The following is a 20,599-nucleotide window of genomic DNA, read 5'->3' on the forward strand; positions in this document are numbered from 1 at the left end:
AGTAATTGTCAGAAGAAAACACGTGAGAATATTATCTATTATTTTAGTACTATTTTTTTTCGGCTGTAAAAAAACACAGCCAAAAACTGGTGAGCAAATTTCTAATTCAAAGTCAATCGAAAATAAAATCAAAAAAGCCAAACCAAAAGAAATGGAAATCCCAGAAGGCTTTTCAATTGATACAATCTCATTTTCCGACGAAAGCAAACGGCTAGAAACTGAAATTATATTACCAATTTCTGGAATCAGAGAATTTGACAACTCTGTCAAAAATGAAATCCTTTGTCGAAGAAGTAGTTTCATAAATGAACTAACAAAAAGAATCAAAGACGACAATGGTGGAGTGTCTGTAATTGGTAGCAGCTTTACTGCGGAATTAGTATCAATCTTTAGATCAAAAAATTTAATTAGCTATTGCTTCAGAATATCAGATTATGTCGGCGGCAATGTTCATCCTATGGATATTTACTATTCAATGAACTATAATTTTAAAACAAATAAACACATATCATTTAATGACTATTTCAACATCAGAACTAAAAAAGACACGCTTTTCTTAACTCAAACTATAACCAAGACAATAAACGAGGAAACTATTTTGGTTGAAAACTTAAAAAATTTAGATTTCAATATCGAGAGAGATTCAATATCGTTTAATTATGATGATTATGAAATTGCATCGTACGCTTTTGGATTGATACGAGCGAAAATTAGTAAACAAGAATTGAAGTCAAAAATAAACGACAACTACTGGTAACAGCGGCTTCCCGCCATGGCAGCAAGAGGACTAACGGAACGAACTGGTTTTCCAAGCCGCAAAACCAAGATTTTTTCAAACTAAAAAGTTAGAAAAAATCATTGATTTTGCTACCTTTCGAATCGGTGGAGAGTACTTTCTTCGGAAGCCGTGACAGCCAAGATGCGAGTAACGTTATAAGCCATTTCAAAACCACGAAACTGTTGACAACAAAAAATACAAACAATTTTCACTGCAATTTTCTAGTGATCCGGCGTATAATCCAAATTCAGTCGATAATATTGAAAATTACCATAGAATCTATTTTGATGCATCTGAATACTTTTTTCCTTCCATTTTTGGAATCAAAATTTTCGAAAATGACATTCTAATCAATAGCGCGGTTAATAGGTGTCGGTGGTGGAGCTACGGGGATTCACAAAACCTCGCTAGTTATTTCGCAAAATCGAATACATATCTGTTGTGGAAATTTTGTTTTTTGTCTTTCAATCCTGAGTTAGAAATAATTTGGAGAACTCAAGCTGACGACATAACGTGTTTTCAAATTTTGAAAGTTGACAATGAATTTATTATTCATGGCGAAATGGAAATTTCAAAACTTGATGGGAATGGAAATATTATTTGGCAACGGGGAGGCCGAGATATATTTGTAACTCGAGATGGCGTTGATGACTTCAAAATAAAAGATAACATTATCTTCGTTAAGGATTTTGAAAATAACTTATATAAATTTGACTTACTTGGAAATCAAATTAACTAGAAACGGCTTATAACCGCCGCTAATTTCGATTGTGGCAAGTCAACTAAGTTCACGACTTATCCTTTAATATCGTACTTTTCGGTGGAGAGTACTCTCTCCGAAACGCAACGACCAAAATTAGTGGTCTCACGTTAGTTTCCAGTACTCAAAATCATGACAAAATCAACGATAATTATAATGTTTACATCCATCATCTTTTATGGGTGTAATTCAAAAAGTAGCGACTTCAGCTTAACATTTTATAGATGGAGTATTCATGAAGATTACTATTTAAAGCTAAATAATTATGATACAATACTCTATATCATAGATAATCCAATTGAAAAAATGACGAGATATGCGTTAATATCAGAAGACGATAGAGAATTATTACAGAGTAAAATTCAAGATTTCAACTTCCCAAAGACTGAAAGGTTTTCAAGTCAAATAGACGATGGTCTAAGCTACAACTTCGTTTATGAAAGTGACAAACAAATAAAAAGACTTTCCAATCATGTTAATTCGGGTCCAAAAGAATTTTGGGAATTAGGGAAACTGCTTGAATCGCTAAAGGCAAAATATCATTTTCAAGAGATTAAGAAGGACGCAAATCTAAAAGAAATGAATAACTTTATTTTTACTAATACTAGTGATTAATAAAAGTTTTCAAACTTTCCAACTTATAAAAATTTAAAAGCTTTGCTGCCTTTCGCCCGGGCTGAAGATGCCGCCGAAACGTTAACCGAAATAGCGGAAAAAGCGAAAAGAAATGAAGTACTTAATTACAATATTCATCATTTTTCAAACATCTTTTTGTGAAGCTCAACAGACTTTGCCAAACGAGGAAATTGTCTTTTCATTTAAAACTGCGAACGCCAAAATTTTGACATTAGCCAAAGACAAGCGGAACAAATATTTGGTCTATAGATTCGGAACAATAAATAAAACTGAACTTGAGTTTCCTAATAAAAATCTTGATAGCTGGAAAGTTTTCACCTACTCGTATTATTTTCGAGGTGGAGGTAAGCAGAATGCCAGAATGGATCTCGACAATTTATGGTTCGTCAATGAAGGTTTTGAATACTTGATATTTTCAAGTTACAATGCTGGCGATGATGAAATTTCTGAATCGTTTGAAGTTGGGTTAAAGATTACGAACCTGAAAACCGGTAAGGAAACAATTATAAATGGAATTGAAAACTCAGTTGTTGGATCACTACAACAGTTTCGGACCAACAATTTAATAAAAATAGATTACTACAGAATAGATTGAACGCTACTTCGGCTAATTTCCAAAGCCGTAAACCAAGATTTTTCAAACCAAAAAAGTTAGAAAAAGAAAATCATTGGTTTTACTACTTTTAGAGTCGGAGGAGAATACCGTCTCCGGAAGGCTGTCACGATCGGAAAAGCTGGCGAACGTTATATGCTATATTACTGCGGATTCAGAAAACAACGTAAAAATAAGATGAAAGTATCCACGAGAAATTTAGTCATAAATATTCCGTTTTTTTCAGGACTTATTTTAAACGTGATTGTGATAAAGATTTTTTCCAAAACGGTGATTAGCCCTTTTTCGATTCTTCTCTTATACTTAATTCCTGGATTGGTTCTATACTTCTTCATTGACAAATTTATCAATCTAAGACTCAGTAAATTTTTAAAATTAGTTTATACGACAATTTCATTTGGAAGTTTATTCACGATTTCACTTTTACTTATCAACTTGAATTTCCAAGAATCAACAAACTCAAAGACTATAAAAACCAAAATCTTGAAGAAAGGCTATACTACGAAAGGAAATCGACCAACTGCAGATGTAGAAGTGGATGGCATAATAAAAGGTTTTGTGTTTCAACGACAAGAAAATATAGATAATTATTCATCGCTTGAATTGAAACTATATGATGGTGTAATCGGCTGGAAAATTATAAAAGCCATTGAACTAAAAAAATAGGGACATCAGCTAAACGCTTATTCACCCCATTGCTAGCTAATGACTGAATAGATTAACCCTGTTCCAAAACTTCGTATCTTCAAGCCTAAGAGAAATCTCTCCGATTCACCATAAAAGGCGTGAATCGGCCTAATGTTAACAGTAGTGTAAAAGACACGATATTACTGAACGAATTGATTTTATGGAGACAACACAAATATCAAGAGCCGATTTATATAAATTCCAAACTCAGCGTAACGACTTAAAACAACACGCAGACAAAATAATTCAGGGTATAAAGAAAATTGGGCCTAACCATGCAAAAAGAGCCATTTGGGAACTATTTCAGAATGCAGTGGATTTAAGCCCTTCGTGTGAGATTGAGTTAAAACTCTCAGATACCGAACTCGTCTTTTCGCACAATGGAGTGCCTTTTACCATGCACACCTTAGATTGTTTGTTTACGCAGGTTAGTTCAAAAACGCTGACTGAAAACAAAGTAGAAAGAGAAGAAGCCGACCCAATTGGTCAATACGGCACAGGCTTTATGACTTCTCATTCTTTTGGTGATATAGTTAAAGTAAGCGGCGCCATTCAGGACGAATCAAAAGAGGAAGACCCTGTTCATTCGGCATCAGCCCATATAAAATTCATTGACCTTATAATAGACCGAAGCACTCAAGATTGGGAAAAGCTGTGTGACGAAATAAGCCATCTGAGAAATACCGTCACACAATTATTGAGTGAGCAACCTACATTTAACGAGTTGCCGAAAACCGTTTTCAAATTCGCATTTAACAACGAACTCAATAAGAAAAGAGCGATTGATGCCATTGAGTCGCTCAAAGTAATTTTACCCTATGTAATGATTTTTAATGACAGGTTAAAGAAAGTAACCGTTACAGACAATCAAGGCTACACCACAACCTACGTAAAAAACGAAGCAGAAGAAAGTCGAGGATATTTCTGCACAAGAGAAATACAGATAAATAGCGAAATAAAAAAAATCAATTATCTTAAAACGGATAGGTTGATCATTGTACTTCCTATTGACAATAATCCTTCAGTTGAAGGATTTATAGGGAAAGCTGAAACATTGCCCGAATGTTTACCTCGCCTTTTTCTTTTTTATCCGTTAATCGGCACGGAGCATTTTGGATTCAATTTTATAATCCACTCAAAAAATTTCCAACCTACCGAACCCAGAGACGGTTTACATCTCAATTCAGAGAACGAAAAAAACAAGGCCGAGGAAATAGCAAATCAGAAATTGATGCAAGAGGCTTCTGATTTAATTTTTTCATTCTTGGAGAACCATCTCCCAAAAATTGAAAATCCGCATTTGCTGGGAGAAATAAACTTTACTGTCGGTGGGGATGATGTCAAGGTAAATGAGTATTTTATAGATTTCAAAAAAAGGTGGACAAATAAATTTAAAACACTTCCATTTGTTGAAACACAAACCACCCGAATATCGGTAGAGGAAGCATTTTTTCTTAGCAATCCTGTAATTCACGAAGCAAATGAAAACAGTCTTAAGGCCATCTACAGCATTGTCGGTAATTTTTATGAGAATGTGCCAAAACCAGAACTTATTCCAATCTGGACGAAACTGACGGATGATTGGAAGATTTCGGATACCCAACGAATTGGTTTTCCAGATATTGCAGATAAAATCCAAGAAAAGGGAACAATTGAATCGTTCGATAAATCTGAACTTATTCTTTTATATAAAGAATTGATACGAAAAGAACAAGTAGAATTATTCGACAAAGCGTTAATACCTAATATAAAAGGGCAATTCAAAAAACGATTAGAACTGAGTCGATCTGTTGATTTGATAGATGAGCTAATCCCGTTGGCAGATGTACTCAATCCGAAGATAACCAATAGGCAAATCGATACCGATTTCTTATTAGCTGGATTGGATTTTGAACCTTTTGGAAGAAAAGACTATATGGTTTTAATCAATGCATCATTGGATGAGCATATGAGAGAAAATATACGTTCTGCGAACCTGCCGGAAAATTATCTCGCATCCTTAATTCAATACGCCAGCATCGTCCCAAAAGAAGATTCAATAAGTGGTCCTGTTAAAGTGATAAAACTGATTGAAGAACATTATGGTTTAGATTTAAGTACCATTGTTCTCCCTTCTGTTCCCGGTGAAGACAACATAGACATTCGAAAAGGGCAAAATGATTTATTTAAAGTGTTTTTGAATGACATCAGCGATAAGGATGTCCAATGGACAAAAGAGAATTTAGAAGAACTAGCCAAGATTTTAAACGAAGCCTTTAATTATGCAGATGTTAAAAAAATATTCCTGCGATATGACGTTTATCCAAATCAACTTCACGAACTAAAGGGCATTCCGCATCTTTACAGAGACAACAAAATACCAGAATTTGTAAAAGATCTGCACGACAGCATAGTAGATCCAAATAATCCTATTAGAACCAAACTTGCACATTCGGTAATTGAAAATATTCATGATGAGATGAAATCCATAAAAGCATTGGATTTGACATCGGAAATAGAACTGCGGTTTTTTGGGGAATCTGGCAATGAGATTCACATGGAAAATCATCCTTATAGACGTGTCATTATTGACATCATTAGAAATTTCAAGCCCGGCCAGGAAAATTGTGAAATTTATGAAAAGTTATTTCCGGCAACATCAAGAAATAAGTCAGCAATATTGGTGCAGCTGGCAGATGGTGATGCATCCTTCACTATTTTAAGTCAGAATGAAGCTATTATTAGAAAACTCGCTGGCATTGCCAGACATCCGAATCTTGATGAGTTGATAAAACTTGGAGAAGATGCATTGTTGAGAAAACAACAAGAGCAAGCAGAAATGCAATACAAAAAGAAGATCGGAAATCACTTAGAAGTTGTGCTTTTGAAGAAATTATCACAAAATACGAGTCTCAAGGTAATCAGTGAACAAGATGGCCAAGATATCGTAGTTTATATAAACGAAAAGCCCGTTTATTACATAGAGGTCAAATCAAAATGGCTCGAAACAACTCCAATAAGAATTTCAAGAAATCAAACATTAAGGGCACATCAAAATCCGGACTGCTTTGCTTTGTGTTCAATAGACATGACCAAATACGCCGGTGCAGATAAATATGCGGTCGAAACCATAGAAAACGTCGCTGAGTTTATGAAATTCAATACCGACTTGGGCAACAAGGTAAGTCACTTAGTAGACATTTATGAAAATGCACATCAAATGGACCAATTCAGTCTAGACGGAGATTACAGAACCTTAATACCGGCGGCTTACATAAAAGAAGGTATTGATTTAAGCGAGTTTGAATCGGAACTTTTGAACAATGTAGAACGTAATTATGGTAAGTAAAACCAGCGCAAAGAGACCTTGACGATCTACAGCGCAAACGAAGACACCGAAACCTCCGATCAAAATTGCGGGTTTTCATGCAGAAACCTTATCTTAAAACCCACAACCGAACTAGTGGCTAGCATTAGCGACTCCCTTATTGACGTCCTTGCAATTGAACTAACTCCAAAATGGCCGACAAAATGACCATGCTTCAGAGTTGCATCAATGCACAAAGTCAATGCAAACACATCTGTTTTTGCATCAACGCATCACACGGCTTCAGGAACGGTCGGATACAAAAACAGGCATAAAAAAACTAAATTTGACAACTAAAATCTGAACCAATAATAAATGAGTGATATAAGAGAAATTGAAAAGACTCTTTGGGCTGCGGCTGACAAGTTGCGAAGCAATATGGATGCGGCTGAATACAAACACGTTGTTTTAGGACTTATTTTCCTGAAATACATTTCAGACGCTTTTGCAGAACTGCACCAAAAATTACAAGAAGGACAAGGAGAGTATGAAGGTGCTAATCCCGAAGATCCGGATGAGTATTTGGCTGAAAATGTATTCTATGTTCCCGAGAAAGCCCGCTGGACTTTCTTAAGAGACAATGCCAAGCAACCCGAAATCGGTATCCTGATTGACCAGGCAATGGACGGTATTGAAAAAATAAACGACAACTTGAAAGGCGTGTTGCCAAAAAACTATGCCGATCCCGACCTTGACAAACAACGTTTGGGAGAGCTCATCGACCTGATCAGTAAAATTGGTTTTGGCGGCGGCCATGAGGGCAAAGACATTCTCGGACAAGTGTATGAGTACTTTTTGGGAATGTTTGCAGATGCCGAAGGCAAAAACGGCGGACAATTCTACACTCCCAAAAGTATTGTTACGCTTCTGGTTGAAATGCTTGAACCGTACAAGGGTAGAATTTATGACGGCTGTTGCGGAAGCGGTGGGATGTTTGTGCAGAGCGAAAAATTCATTGAAAGCCATCAAGGAAGAATTGGCGACTTGAGCATTTACGGTCAAGAGAGCAACCCGACCACCGTAAAATTGGCGAAGATGAATCTCGCCATTCGCGGTATTGATGCCAACATACAATTTGGAGATACTTTTACCAACGACTTGCACAAAGATCTGAAAGCCGATTACATTATTGCCAACCCACCGTTCAACATCAGCGATTGGAAAGGCGAGCAATTGCGTGATGATCTGCGTTGGAAATACGGACTTCCTCCGGTGGGCAATGCCAACTATGCATGGTTGCAACACTTCATCCACAAACTCAGTCCCACAGGCACGGCAGGCATTGTATTGGCAAACGGCAGCATGAACAGCAACACAGGCAGCGAAGGCGAAATCAGGAAAAACATGATTGAAGCCCGATTGGTAGACTGTATGGTCACGCTTCCGGCCAACTTGTTTTACAACACCACCATTGCCGCTTCTTTGTGGTTTTTGGCAAAGAACAAAACCAACGGAAAATTCCGCAACCGCGAAAACGAAATACTGTTTATTGATGCCCGCAAAATGGGCAAAATGATAAACAGACGAAATCGTATATTAGACCAAGCAGACATAGATCAGATAAGCACTACCTACCACAACTGGAGAAATCCTAATGGCGATTATGCCGATACAGCGGGCTTTTGCAAATCTGCCACTTTGGAAGAAGTACGCCAAAACAACTACGTATTGATGCCGGGCAGGTATGTAGGCTCCGAAGACGAGCAAACAGACGATATGCCCTTCGATGAAAAAATGCAAAGCCTTACCGCAAAGCTTGCCGAGCAATTTGCCAAAGACAATGCATTAGAAAATACCATTCGTGAAAACTTAAAGGGAATTGGATATGAGTTTTAATGAGTGGGCTGTTGTCAGATTAGAAGATTTATGTTCTAAAGTAACATCGGGCGGAACACCTAATACTCAAAAACAGGAGTATTACAGTGGCAATGTGCCTTGGTTAAAAACTCAAGAAATTACATTTAATCGCATTTACAAGACTGAAACTTTCATTACTGAAGAAGGACTAAATAATTCTTCAGCCAAATGGATTCCTGAAAACTCGGTAATTGTTGCTATGTATGGAGCAACAGCAGGAAGAATCGCAATTAATAAAATCCCATTAACAACCAATCAGGCTTGTTGTAATATAATTCTAAATCCAAGCCAAGCAAATTACAATTTCATTTATTACCATCTTCTTTCAAGGTATGAAGAAATTGCAGGAATGGCTATAGGTGGAGCACAGCCAAATTTGAATGCAGGAGTGATAAAGGATTTGAGAATTCAAATTCCGCCAATTGAAACGCAAAATAAAATTGCTGAAATCCTTACGACTATTGACGACAAAATCGAAAACAACCTTGCCACTAACCAAACGCTTGAAGAAATAGCTCGAACGCTTTTTAAGGAGTGGTTTGTCAATTTTAACTATCCCAATGCAGACGGCAGCTTAAAGCAAACTGAGTTTGGGGAAATCCCTGAGAATTGGAATGTAGGAACATTGGGCGATATTTACAAAACAACTTCGGGAGGAACGCCAAGCAGAAACAGGTCTGAGTATTATGAAAACGGCGATATCGGTTGGGTTAAATCCAAGGAACTCAACAACTCATTTATCATTGATACAGAAGAAAAAATAACAACCGAAGCTTTAAAAAACTCTTCAGCAAAGTTATTGCCAAAGCATTCGGTTTTGATAGCTATTGCAGGAGCGACAATAGGAGAAATTGGAATAACAACACAAGAGTTTGCTTGCAACCAAAATGCGTGTGCATTTCTACCTAATGACAATTACCCTTTCACATTTATATACCATTATTTAAGACAGTCAAAGTATGATATTAAAAGCAGGGCTGTTGGTTCTGCCCAACCTTATATCAGTCAGCAAGCTTTACTCCGGTTTAGGCTAATAATACCGCCAACTGAATTAGTGCGGGAATATCATCGGATTATTTTTCCTTTGTTTCAAAAAATTCAGGACAACATTCAAGAAAACGAAAGCTTAAAAGAATTAAGAGATAGCTTATTGCCCAAACTCATGTCAGGCGAAATCATCGTAAACCCTTCAACCACTCAATGACCTTATGGAAACAGAAGACTTGAGATATGAAGAACACGAAGATTTCAACATTGATTTTGATGACACTCAGAATGCTATAACTATTTTGGGTAGTTCATTCAGACCAAGCGAAGTACTTTTCTATTTACAAAGGGAAACATATCGGATTGCACTAACGGATTTCCGAAATCAGCAAATTGAGACATTAAAGGAAACAATCTATTATGAGTATCCACTACCAATAGCTTTTTATTTCCATCAGTCCGAAAATGCCTATGATTATAATAATCATAGGCTTCAATTACTTCGATCAACCTGGGAAGCAATAATATTTACTCTTTACGCTGTGGTAGTGGGTGAGGCAAGAAGCAAAGCATTCCCACTTAGAAATATCGCTCAAGTTAATGCCTTAGGCAATCCCGACTTATCATTCAACGATTATTTCAGCGATAGGCTAGCTCAAAAACTTTTGATAGTAGAACGCATACTTACATACAATCAAACAAACAATTGCGGATTGCTTTGTGCAAACGTTGTTACAATACCAACAATTCAAAAAATTCGAAGTTTAAATCAAGAGCGGAATGAATTTATGCATATCGCAGCAATTTCGGAGGAGCAAGCAGCGACATCGTATGGAGCGTTATTCCCTGAGGTATTAGATGTATTAAAAGATTTACGAGAATTAGAATTTGTTGATATTATGCGTTTTATTCAAGTTACAGATGCAGTCACAAATCTTCGTTGTGAAATTTTCAATGGTCACGGATTAGCACGGAATATTAAAAATATTACACTGTCTTCTGCACAACTTGGTCTACTTGGGGATCAACTTAACGCCCAAAATATATTGATAAAATATCAAGGTGAATTGTTTAGTATTACTCCTTTTCTTCATTTTCGGCCTGAAGCAAATGGCAATGTAACCAACTTATGTTATTTCAAAAGAAAAGCAACGAACGCTCGATATGAATATGAAATAGTCAGTCGTTCAGAGTCAGTGGAATTTGATAGGCAAGTTTTCCAAGACCGTACAAATGAATTAAGGGCACTAATTGTTTAAGTTTAACCACAATGGCAAATATACTCACAGAAGAAGAAATTGAACAAATGGTATTGCAAACCTTACAGGAGCAAGGCTATGAAATACTCAATGGATCAAGCATTGGTCGGCAATACAATGAAGTGATTTTAACCAACCGTCTGCAAATCGCCATTGATAAAATTAATCCTGAAATTCCTGCCGAAGTGCGGGAAGAAGCCCTGCGCAACATCTCGAGAATACCATTTACCAATTTATTAGCCAACAACGAAGCGTTTCATAAACTCCTTACCGAAGGCGTCGACGTAAAAGGCAGAGATGGCGAGCAGATCAAAACCTTCAAAGTATGGTTAGTTGATTTTCAGAACCCGGAAAACAATGATTTTATAGCCGTCAATCAATTTACTATCGTAGAAAACCACAACAATAAACGCCCAGATGTAATCATTTTTGTTAACGGTCTACCTTTGGTGGTCATTGAAATCAAAAACGCAACCGATGAAAAAGCCGACCTGAAAGCCGCTTACAATCAGTTGATGACTTACAAACAAGCCATCCCTACCCTATTCAATTACAACAGCTTTCTGATCATTACGGATGGTTGGTTTGCCAAAGCAGGAACCATCACCAGCGATTGGAACCGTTTCAACGGTTGGAAAATTCCAGTAAACCCAACCCAAGGCATCGTTGCTGAACCAAGCAATATATACGGCTCAACACTATTTCCTACACCTAACGCCAATATTGAAATGGATGTGGTATTGAGCGGAATGTTACACAAAAAAACCATTATCGATTTGATACGCTATTTTATTGTCTTTGAAAAAAACAAAGACAAAACACTAAAGAAAATAGCAGCTTATCATCAATACTATGCCGTAGACAAAGCCATTCATTCCACCATCAAGGCAGCAGCTGCTTCAGGTGACAAACGCGCAGGTGTGGTCTGGCACACACAAGGCAGCGGTAAAAGTTTGAGTATGGTTTTTTATGTAGGTAAAATGGTGGTCACACCACAACTCAACAACCCGACCATTGTGGTACTCACCGACCGCAACGACCTTGACCAACAACTTTTTGAAACATTCAGCAACTGTCAACAACTCATTAGGCAAACACCTGTTCAAGCAGAAAGCAGAAGCCATTTGCAAAGTTTGCTTTCGGTAGCTTCAGGCGGTGTGGTTTTCACCACTATCCAAAAGTTTATGCCCGAAGAAAAAGGGGCAACTTATCCCAAATTATCCGACCGTAGAAACATCGTCGTTATTGCAGATGAAGCCCACAGAAGCCAATACGATTTTATAGACGGCTATGCGAGGCATATGCGTGATGCTTTGCCCTATGCTTCCTTCATTGGTTTTACAGGCACGCCTATTGAAAAGGAAGATAAAAACACACAAGCCATTTTTGGCGAGTACGTAGACATTTACGATATACAACAAGCCGTTGAAGATGGGGCTACCGTCCGCATTTTCTATGAAAGCCGTTTAGCTAAAATAGAACTTGACCCAGCAGAACAGGCAATCATTGATCAACGCATCGAAGAAGTAACCGAAGAAGACGAACTTACGGAGCGTCAACAGCGCTTTGCCAAATGGACACAACAAGAAGCCATTGTGGGCAGTGACAAGCGATTAAGACAAGTTGCTTCAGACCTTGTAAAACATTTTGAGCAACGAAGCGAACCTTTTGACGGAAAAGGAATGATCGTGTGCATGAGTCGCAGGATATGTGTGGCTTTGCACAATGAAATTATCAAGATTCGTCCTGAATGGTACAGTGGTGATGACGACAAAGGGGCAATCAAAGTAATTATGACCGGTTCATCATCCGACCCTTTAGATTGGCAAGAACACATCCGCAACAAGCCGAGAAGAAAATCAATAGGCGACCGATTGAAAGACCCGAAAAACGAGTTGAAATTGGTAATCGTACGGGATATGTGGCTTACGGGTTTTGATGCGCCTTGTTTGCATACCTTGTATGTGGACAAACCCATGACTGGTCATAACCTGATGCAAGCCATTGCAAGGGTAAACCGAGTTTTCAAAGATAAAGAAGGTGGCTTGATAGTGGACTATTTGGGTATAGCCCAAGACTTGAAAAAGGCATTGAGCGTTTACACATCAAGCGGCGGTAAAGGCAAAATTGAGTTCGACCAGGAAGAAGCAGTTGCCAAAATGCAAGAACTTTATGAAATCGTGGTGGACTTATTCCATGGATTCGACTACAACCGTTTTTTTAATTTACAGTCGAGAGAAAAACTAACTTTTCTATTAGATGCAACAGACTTCATTTTAGGATTAGATAAAGGACAAGAACGTTTTAGCACCAATGTTTCCAATCTTTCCAAAGCATTTGCAATTTCAGTTCCGCATCCTAAAGCCATCGCGATAAGAGATGACTTGAGTTTCTTCCAAGCCGTAAAAGCAAGAATTGCCAAACTCAGAGAAAGCAAAAAAAAGCGAACAGACGAAGAAGTAGAAACCGCTATCCGGCAAATCATTTCAGATGCGTTGATTTCAACGGAAGTCATCGACATTTTCCAAGCCGCTGGTTTGCAAAATCCTGAAATATCGGGATTGAATATTCTTTCAGATGAGTTTATGGCAGAATTGAAAAATATGCCCCGAAAGAATTTAGCTTTAGAACTTTTGAGGAGATTACTCAATGACGAAATCAGACAACGTTCATCAAGAAATATCGTACAGAGCAAGAAATTCTCTGAAATGTTGGCCGAAGCTATCAAACGTTACCAAAATAACGCATTGACAGCCGCCGAAATCATTGAAGAACTTATCAGTCTTGCCAAAAAAATTAAAGAAGCCGACAAACGTGGAGAAAATCTAAACCTTGACTTTAGAGAGCTGGCATTTTATGACGCATTGGAAATAGACGACAGCGCAGTACAAATTTTAGGAAACGAGATTTTAAAAACAATCGCAAGAGAATTGGTAACAAGCGTAAAAAATTCTGTAACCATAGATTGGGACAAGAAAGAAAGCGTACAAGCCAAAATGCGTGTGATGATAAAAAGGATTCTAAAGAAATACGGCTATCCGCCAGAAAAACAAGATCAAGCTGTAAAAACAATTTTAGAACAAGCGAAACTAATAGGAAACGAATTTTCAATCCATACATGATCCCGCATACGGTGAAGTATTTGCAAAAAAATAACTTGCGGAAAAGAAGGACAACTGGGAACCGAAAAAAACTTTGTAGCAAAGACCTACGAAACAAAAAAGTGGAATTCGAATCTATTCGATATGGGTCACGATGATATGAATTCTTCCAAATGCATAGGAAAAGTAAAACTTAATGTCTATTGAACCAACCAAATAGGAATTTTAGCGACAGTCGACCGCCAATTCATACTATTGCGAAACAGATAGTCCATTCTAAAACTTCGTATCTTCACAACCAAAGCACTTATCCGATTTACCAACGACGACGAGGGTCGGTCTAACCTGTGCGAATTCTAAAACCTTTATCATGACAGCACATTCTATTAGAGAAGAAATAATCGAAATAGTCAACAAACTTTTTATCTACACAGATTATCAGGAATGGCAAAAACTTCAAGATGAGATTTTCACACGCGAAGTAGATTTTGATATGAGTTCAGTTGGTGGAGAAAATAAAAAAACAACTTCAAAAGCGATCTGTGATCTTTGGCAACAAGGTTTTAAGGGAATTGACTCTATAAATCATTTGGCCGGAAATTACATAGTCAATATCCATGAATCTATAGCAACCGTTTTCGCGTATGCCACAGCCACCCATTATAAAGATACGGCAACAAATGGAAAAACCAGAGAATTTGTAGGATCATATGACATAGCCCTTGTAAAACAACCTGAAGGATGGAGAATCTTTAAGTTCAAGTATACTTTGAAATATGCCAACGGGAATTTAAATCTATCCTAGGAATTTCGCTCAACCACACAAATTGCCATTGCGGCAAAATCGACTAAGGGAACGATCGTTTGTAAAACTTCGTACATTCGTTGTGTGGAGAATATTTTTTCCGGCCAGCCGCTACGACAGTTAATGGCTATATCCCAACGACCAGCAAAGCAGACCGTCATAAATCGTAATCAAACCTTGATGAAATATGATATTGACTCTGATCATCCTTTGTGTTATACTGATTAGTATTCTATTTTTTTACCGGCAATCAGTCGAAAAGAAAAAATATCAGGATACTACTTACCTATCTAACTTACAACAAATCTCTTATTTTTTCGATACCATACAAAAATTCGATGACTATGTCACTTGGATACAGCGCGACCAGATAAAGACACGGTTTTCTACAGTTGGCCAATTTTTTAAAAATAAATCTAATCTTTATAAAAAGAAAAAACCGTAAAAGAGTTTAACGACATCTTTCTAGACTTTGACAACTTCGTCATAGCCTACAACAAAAACTATGTCCAATCCCAAAAAGAAAAATTAGACCTGTATTTTGACGACATTGAACACAAAAAACTAGACGACCAACAACGGACTGCCGTAATAACAGATGAGTATTCAAATCTGATTATTGCTGGTGCAGGATCGGGAAAAACCTTAACCATTCTTGGCAAAGTAAAGTATCTGATAGAACAGAAAAATGTAAAACCTGAAAACATTTTACTTTTATCATTTACTAAAAAAACGGTCGACGAATTAAATGAACGGCTAAAAAATATCGGGCTTGACGCACGAGCAACCACTTTCCATAAACTTGGATACGATACCATAAAGAAATACCACACAACCGTTCCTGCCGTTACCAACGCTAACACATTAAGCAATGTTGTCAAAGCGTATTTAGATACAGGAATCTTTAATGATGCGGAAGCGTTAGAAGCATACGTCGTGTACGTTGCGTGTTATATGAATGTTCCCGAAGAACACGAAAGTTACGATTCGCTTGGCGAGAAATTAGATACTGAAAAAGGTGTTGATTTTCAGACTTTAAAATCTAAATGTGAACCTGAACCGTTGAACAAAATAGCAAAAGCTCTGCTTGACACCATGCAAGGTGAAAAAGTAAAGAGTGTTGAAGAACTTACGATCGCCAATTTTTTGTATTTGAACGGCATTGAGTACGAATATGAAAAACCATACCCTTTCGGAGATACAATGTATCGCCCCGATTTTTACCTAAAAGACTACGACATGTATTTAGAACATTTTGGCGTTGACGAAAACAACCGTGCAAAATGGCTTACGCCGTTCAATGAACAGAAATATGTCGAGGAAATGGTGTTAAAAAGAAAAACGCACGAAACACACAATACCAAACTTCTAGAAACATATTCCTATTACAATCGCAACAACGTTTTGTTTGACAAACTAAAAGAAATGTTGGAAAACGAAAATGTAGTTTTCAAGCCAAGAGATGCAAAAAGCATCTACACAAAAGTTACCGATAACGACAAGAATTTCGGGAAAGAAATCACTAAACTTATCGAAACCTTCATCAGCCTTTGCAAATCAAGACAATTAGACTACGATACGATAACTTGTTTATTTACAGACAGGAAAAAAGCCTATAACGAGTTTATGCTCGAACGGCAAGGAATCTTTTTGAAGTTCGCACTTCAAATTCTGAAAAAATACGACGATACGCTCAAAGCCATAAGCGAAATTGATTTTAATGACATGATTAATTGCGCAACCGACCTCATAAAAGAAAACAAACCGCAATACGCTTATCAGCATATCATTATCGACGAATATCAAGACATTTCATATTCACGATTTAATTTAATCAAGGAAATCCGCGAGTTATCTGGCGCTAGGCTAATCTGTGTTGGAGACGATTGGCAATCCATTTATCGTTTCGCGGGAAGCGACATTTCGTTGTTTAACAATTTCGAAAAATATGTCGGTAAATACGAGCGGTTATTCATTGAGCAAACGTATCGCAATTCACAATCGCTTATTGATGTAACTTCTAAATACATCCAAAAGAACAAAAAACAAATCCAGAAGAATCCAAAATCCAAAAAAGAACATTTAGAAAACCCGATCAAGTTTGTTTATTACTCACAAGACAATGCCGAAAATGCTTTCATAAGTGAAATACAGTCACTTATAGACAAAAATGACAGCAAACATATTTTGGTTTTAGGTCGTCATAGTTTTGACATAAATGAATTTATCAAGCTCACGCCAAACAGCAAAATCAAGTATTACGAACGCAACGATAAATTAGAAATAAAAGGATTTGAAGACATCGACATTAAATACATAACCGTACACAAATCAAAAGGTTTGGAAGCGGACAATGTCATCGTGCTAAACCTAAAAAATCACTTACTTGGCTTTCCCAACAAAATGACAGACGATCCGATGTTGTCGCTTCTACTCAGCGATGATGAAGGATACCGTTTCGCAGAAGAGCGAAGGTTGTTTTATGTAGCTCTGACAAGAACGAAAAACGAAGTTGTGTTACTTATTCCGACGGATGTTTCCTTATTTGCAGAAGAATTAATAAAAGACAACGACTTCCTGTTTACTGCATACGATGAAAATCTAAACAAAACGATCTGTCCGTATTGTCAAACAGGAAATCTTGTAATTAGGCATCGCTCATCTAGAGGCAATCCATTTTTAGGTTGTTCGCACTATCCAAGTTGTAACCAGACATTCAACAATATAGAAATTCTGGAGAACACCATACTTTGTTCGGGTTGCAAAAGCGGTTTTATGACCAAAAGAAGCGGGAAGTTCGGCCATTTTTTAGGTTGCACGAATTACCCTAAATGTACAAACACGATAAACTTGCAATGACAAATGTCCGAATCGCTATTATCATTCTAGCCCATCACAACGCATCGACACAGTAAAAAACTAATTGTCAACATATTAATTTACAAAGTTTACGTTTTTATTTACAGTCCGAATCACGCGATCCGAAGAATGTCAAACTAGATTTGCAGAATCAATCTTAAAGGATACGGACATATGAAAAAAACAATCCTTGTGCTGTTCTTGTCACTGGTTGTGGTGAGCGCACTGGTATTCGCTAATCGTGAAATCAAAAAAGAAACGATGCCATCCCTAATACCGATGTCCATAGCCGACAGGAAAGCCGGCCTGGATCAGCGGAAAAAATGGGAAGCTTCCCCAGACGGTATAAAATACAAAGAATGGGAGGCTTCTCCCGAAGGTAAAAAAGTGCGCGCCAGTCATGATAAAATAAGAAAGTACATAAAGGCTTTTGCCGATATGGAAGCCGTTGTAACCTCTGTTACTTTTCAGCGCGAAAACGGGAAATCGTCAGGACCGAAATGGCTCATCGTCCGGATTGATGACGAAGAATATATGATGCAATTTACTCCTAAGGAATTCCAGCAGCTGAATAACCTGAAAGTCAACGACAAAATAATTGTACGAAGCCGCAGCGCAGGGTATTCGCCCAATCACCCGTATTTGATTATATCGGGCGACTATATTGCGCGCAACAATCAGATAGTTTTTAAACGTGACTTTAACCAAAATAACCGTTGCTAAAGATTTCTTTACTTATCAGCATCAAATAAAAAAGCCAGGATTTTGTGTCCTGGCTTCTTTTATCTTGGTCTGGATTTCTCCTGAATCAACGCTTGACTACGCGCAAGACCTTAACGTTATTTGCTTGGTTAAGGATTACGCTATAAACGCCTGTCGGATACTTCTCTCCAAACGTGAATGTCTGGATCGCGTCGGCCGAAATTTTACGGTCTTCGATCAATCGTCCTGTCATGTCGTAAACTTTGATATCAAAGCCAGAACCCGCTTGTGTCGACACGTTAATGCCGAAACTGTCCGAGAACGGGTTCGGGTAAGCCGTGGCTTCGAAACCTGCAGCTTCTGCAAAATCATTCTCCAAAGCATTTTTCTCGAAAGCTTGTCTGGCCGCGCCCGGAGCCGTGATTTGGCAAGCAATGCCCGGAAGCGAATAATACCCCGAAACCATAACCGATACTTCAACTTCATACAATGCGCCCGGTACATAATTCGGAAGGTTGTTGAATCTGAACCAGTTCAGCTCGTTGTCAATGACCGATGTTTCGTCTGTCTCTACATTTCTGATCGTGAATCGGTACATGTCTACACGGTCTTTCGAAGCAACCGATACGAACGAAGAGCCGTTCTCCACCGAACCACCACAATCTACAAGCGAAGGAACCGCAGGCGCCGTAACCTCGCATGCGTTGCTGTAAGGAGAATAATCATCGGTGGTACGGATAGCAACCTCAACGGAATACGTAGTGCCGTAATTGAACCTTGGCAACATCGTAAGCGAGAACCAATGCAAGTGTCCGCGGTCGATGATCTGAACCTGGTTCGGAGCAGATGGGTCGCTCAAGTTCGTCACACGAAATCGGTATCCTGTTACTGCTGGCAAACTCGTTGTCGAGATAAGCGTCGCGATCGTAGGCAACACACCACCGCATTGTGACGGATTGATCGTAGCCGCTTTACCCGGGCCAAGCACCTCAGGTGTCGAAACCGTACACGTCGGGCCGTAATAACCTACCCAAACGCCACTGTATTGCACCATGACACGCACCGAATACGTTTTTGAATACTGGTAAGAATCAAGCATACGCATCGAAAAATAGTTTTGCGTGCGGTCAATGGTTTGCACGGCAGACGTCTCGGTGTCGGTCACTTCAAAGCGATATCCGGTTATGTTCGGCAATTGCGTAGCCGCGATATAGGAATTGATCGAAGCCAACTCACCTCCGCATTGTGCGGCCATTACTTGTGTAACGTAGTTTATTGTCGGCAAAGTCTTCACGTGGATGACGTTCGAGTTGATCGAGGTACCGTTAGCATCGAATGCTCTTACTCTGTAGTAATAGTCGGTTTCGGCGGTAAGCCCGGATACGACTTGCGAAGTCCCGTTTACCGTCAAATCTTCATAGCCTGGTACGAATGAAGGTGCAAAGTTATTCATGGTATGCGACCCGAGACCGGATATGTCGTTCGTCGCGTAAACATCGGCGTCGCCTGTCACGTAATTGAGTGTCGGTTGTATCACCGAAGCCTTGCGTCTTAATGTGACGTCCACGCCCCAAGGAATCGCTTCGCCAGAGACACCGAACGAATCTACAAGCTCGATTACGCCTCCTGAATTCGGAATCGTTTTCCTTAGATAAATAGCCGTGTTACCGTCAAGATTCATCATCCCGAAACTGGTGGTCTGGTTCGCAACAGCCTGAAGATCCGGAGCTATTCCAGGCGCGTAGGCGATAACCCAAGTTGAATTGTTTGGCAATATCGTTCCGGTAGGAGCTACGGTCGATAACGGCCCGTTTATACCTCTTCTCAACGAATACGCCGCTATATTTACTCCCGCACCCGTGCCGTTATATATTTCGATTGCTTTATAACCGGAGCTTCCTTCTACATACTCCGATATGATCAAATCGGTTGGAGTGGACGGAACACTGAATGTGGGTGACGTGCTTACGTCCAGCTTGTAGCTTGTCGCACCGGGAACAGCCGACCAGTTTGCCGTAAAAGTTGTTGCACCAACGGGCGATGCGTCGAGGGCAGTTGGCGCATTCGGAGCTTGTGCTCTCAGGTTCGCCGACACCATTGCTAGGAAAGCCGTCATGGTTCCGAGCATTGATTTGCGTAGAATTGGGTTCATAGTAAGAGTGTTTGTAAGTAATTTCGCAAAATTACCTCAAACAATTGACCGTTTATC

Annotated in this window: 14 protein-coding genes; 13 read left to right on the plus strand and 1 reads right to left on the minus strand. The window is 38.6% G+C overall.

Translation table 11 applies throughout. The features are described 5' to 3' along the window. From HZF10_RS15690 to HZF10_RS15750, 13 genes are all read left to right on the plus strand, one after another. Positions 1-757: DUF3298 domain-containing protein (locus HZF10_RS15690; RefSeq protein ID WP_217703396.1), on the plus strand; the 757-nt coding region annotated here is incomplete at its 5' end. 478 nt (positions 758-1,235) lie between these two features. After that, complete coding sequence (locus tag HZF10_RS15695) at positions 1,236-1,517, plus strand: hypothetical protein (RefSeq protein ID WP_176007183.1); 282 nt, start codon at positions 1,236-1,238, stop codon at positions 1,515-1,517. A gap of 177 nt (positions 1,518-1,694) precedes the next feature. Beyond that, complete coding sequence (locus tag HZF10_RS15700; protein WP_176007184.1) at positions 1,695-2,153, plus strand: hypothetical protein; 459 nt, start codon at positions 1,695-1,697, stop codon at positions 2,151-2,153. A 112-nt stretch (positions 2,154-2,265) separates the two neighbouring features. Then, positions 2,266-2,769 (plus strand): hypothetical protein, encoded by a 504-nt coding sequence (locus HZF10_RS15705; protein WP_176007185.1) that lies wholly within the window; start codon positions 2,266-2,268, stop codon positions 2,767-2,769. A gap of 501 nt (positions 2,770-3,270) precedes the next feature. Continuing rightward, positions 3,271-3,453 (plus strand): hypothetical protein, encoded by a 183-nt coding sequence (locus HZF10_RS15710; protein WP_176007186.1) that lies wholly within the window; start codon positions 3,271-3,273, stop codon positions 3,451-3,453. A 181-nt stretch (positions 3,454-3,634) separates the two neighbouring features. Next, the gene (locus HZF10_RS15715) at positions 3,635-6,802 is read left to right on the plus strand and encodes a sacsin N-terminal ATP-binding-like domain-containing protein (RefSeq protein WP_176007187.1); all 3,168 of its coding nucleotides are present in this window, start codon (positions 3,635-3,637) and stop codon (positions 6,800-6,802) included. Between the two features lie 333 nt (positions 6,803-7,135). Then, positions 7,136-8,656, plus strand: coding sequence for a class I SAM-dependent DNA methyltransferase (locus HZF10_RS15720; RefSeq protein WP_176007188.1), 1,521 nt, complete (start codon positions 7,136-7,138; stop codon positions 8,654-8,656). Then, on the plus strand, positions 8,646-9,881 hold the full coding sequence (locus HZF10_RS15725) for a restriction endonuclease subunit S (RefSeq protein WP_176007189.1): 1,236 nt from the start codon (positions 8,646-8,648) through the stop codon (positions 9,879-9,881). The genes HZF10_RS15720 and HZF10_RS15725 overlap by 11 nt, the downstream gene beginning before the upstream one ends. Positions 9,882-9,885: 4 nt before the next feature. Further along, a complete protein-coding gene (locus tag HZF10_RS15730; RefSeq protein WP_176007190.1) occupies positions 9,886-10,923 on the plus strand; it encodes a hypothetical protein in 1,038 nt (345 codons plus the stop codon). Positions 10,924-10,934: 11 nt separating this feature from the next. After that, on the plus strand, positions 10,935-14,045 hold the full coding sequence (locus HZF10_RS15735) for a type I restriction endonuclease subunit R (RefSeq protein ID WP_176007191.1): 3,111 nt from the start codon (positions 10,935-10,937) through the stop codon (positions 14,043-14,045). 349 nt (positions 14,046-14,394) lie between these two features. Then, positions 14,395-14,829 carry a nuclear transport factor 2 family protein gene (locus HZF10_RS15740; protein ID WP_176007192.1) on the plus strand — a complete coding sequence of 145 codons (435 nt, stop codon included), beginning with the start codon at positions 14,395-14,397 and terminating at the stop codon, positions 14,827-14,829. A 549-nt stretch (positions 14,830-15,378) separates the two neighbouring features. Continuing rightward, positions 15,379-17,688: a UvrD-helicase domain-containing protein gene (locus HZF10_RS15745; protein WP_317171646.1), complete on the plus strand. Its 2,310-nt coding sequence runs from the start codon at positions 15,379-15,381 to the stop codon at positions 17,686-17,688. Positions 17,689-17,862: 174 nt separating this feature from the next. Next, positions 17,863-18,411 (plus strand): hypothetical protein, encoded by a 549-nt coding sequence (locus HZF10_RS15750; RefSeq protein ID WP_176007194.1) that lies wholly within the window; start codon positions 17,863-17,865, stop codon positions 18,409-18,411. Positions 18,412-18,496: 85 nt separating this feature from the next. Here the strand turns inward: HZF10_RS15750 and HZF10_RS15755 are convergent, their stop codons facing one another. After that, complete coding sequence (locus tag HZF10_RS15755) at positions 18,497-20,542, minus strand: lamin tail domain-containing protein (protein WP_176007195.1); 2,046 nt, start codon at positions 20,540-20,542, stop codon at positions 18,497-18,499. Positions 20,543-20,599 lie beyond the last annotated feature (57 nt).

This window comes from Flavobacterium agri, from assembly GCF_013401995.1.
GTDB lineage: Bacteria > Bacteroidota > Bacteroidia > Flavobacteriales > Flavobacteriaceae > Flavobacterium > Flavobacterium agri.

Excerpts from the sequence above, each read along its gene's own strand:
- HZF10_RS15700 (WP_176007184.1), top strand. The coding sequence starts at position 1,695 with ATGTTTACATCCATCATCTTTTATGGGTGTAATTCAAAAAGTAGCGAC.
- HZF10_RS15705 (WP_176007185.1), top strand. The coding sequence starts at position 2,266 with ATGAAGTACTTAATTACAATATTCATCATTTTTCAAACATCTTTTTGT.
- HZF10_RS15715 (WP_176007187.1), top strand. The coding sequence starts at position 3,635 with ATGGAGACAACACAAATATCAAGAGCCGATTTATATAAATTCCAAACT.
- HZF10_RS15720 (WP_176007188.1), top strand. The coding sequence starts at position 7,136 with ATGAGTGATATAAGAGAAATTGAAAAGACTCTTTGGGCTGCGGCTGAC.
- HZF10_RS15725 (WP_176007189.1), top strand. The coding sequence starts at position 8,646 with ATGAGTTTTAATGAGTGGGCTGTTGTCAGATTAGAAGATTTATGTTCT.
- HZF10_RS15730 (WP_176007190.1), top strand. The coding sequence starts at position 9,886 with ATGGAAACAGAAGACTTGAGATATGAAGAACACGAAGATTTCAACATT.
- HZF10_RS15735 (WP_176007191.1), top strand. The coding sequence starts at position 10,935 with ATGGCAAATATACTCACAGAAGAAGAAATTGAACAAATGGTATTGCAA.
- HZF10_RS15740 (WP_176007192.1), top strand. The coding sequence starts at position 14,395 with ATGACAGCACATTCTATTAGAGAAGAAATAATCGAAATAGTCAACAAA.
- HZF10_RS15750 (WP_176007194.1), top strand. The coding sequence starts at position 17,863 with ATGAAAAAAACAATCCTTGTGCTGTTCTTGTCACTGGTTGTGGTGAGC.
- HZF10_RS15755 (WP_176007195.1), bottom strand. The coding sequence starts at position 20,542 with ATGAACCCAATTCTACGCAAATCAATGCTCGGAACCATGACGGCTTTC.